Origin of the sequence: Streptomyces alkaliphilus (genome assembly GCF_014141535.1) — a bacterium.
GTDB classification, from domain to species: Bacteria; Actinomycetota; Actinomycetes; order Streptomycetales; family Streptomycetaceae; genus Streptomyces; species Streptomyces alkaliphilus.
The window spans coordinates 1-735 of record NZ_VKHT01001556.1; the positions used below are offsets into that span (position 1 = coordinate 1).

Below are 735 nucleotides of genomic sequence, written 5' to 3' on the forward strand. Positions count from 1 at the left end.
GCCCTAGACCCGAGTCGATGAGCGCGATCTTCACGGGGTACCCTGACCCCGTGAAGATCGCGCTCATCGACTCGGGTCTAGGGCTTCTCGCCGCCGCCGCCGCGGTGCGCCGCACCCGCCCGGATGTCTCCCTGGTGTTGTCCGGTGACCCGGACGGGATGCCCTGGGGGCCCCGGGAGCCGGGCGACATCGCGGCACGCGCCCTGCGCTGTGCGCGCGCGGCGTTGGAACACGGTCCGCGCGCGCTGGTGATCGCCTGCAACACCGCCTCCGTTCACGCGTTGGAGGCCCTGCGGGCCGAACTCGAACCCGCCGTGCCCGTCATCGGGACGGTGCCGGCGGTCAAGCCCGGGGCGCTGGCGGGCGGGCCTCTCGCGATCTGGGCCACCCCCGCCACCACCGGCAGCGTCTATCAGCGTCGGCTGATCACGGAGTTCGCCGGTGGTGTGAAGACGGCCGAGGTGCCCTGCCACGGTCTGGCGGACGCCGTGGAACGGGCCGATCCCGACGCGATCGCCCGGGCGGTGGACGCGGCGGTCCGGCTCACCCCGGCCGGGGTGCGGGACGTGGTGCTGGGATGTACACACTACGAACTGGTCGCCACGACCATCCGTGAACGGTTGACCGAGGCCCTCGGCGCGTCGGTGCGGTTGCACGGGTCCGCCGGGGCGGTCGCCACCCAGGCCCTGCGTCGCGCCGGCATCCACGGCGAGGGCCCTGCGGTCGGCCCGGGAG

The 735-nt window shown here is 74.1% G+C and carries 1 protein-coding gene; it reads left to right on the forward strand.

Annotation, left to right across the window (positions count from 1 at the left end):
- Window positions 1-17: 17 nt before the first annotated feature.
- Window positions 18-735, forward strand: a 718-nt coding sequence (locus FNQ90_RS25645; RefSeq protein WP_182608493.1) for a glutamate racemase, incomplete at its 3' end; no start/stop codon positions are given.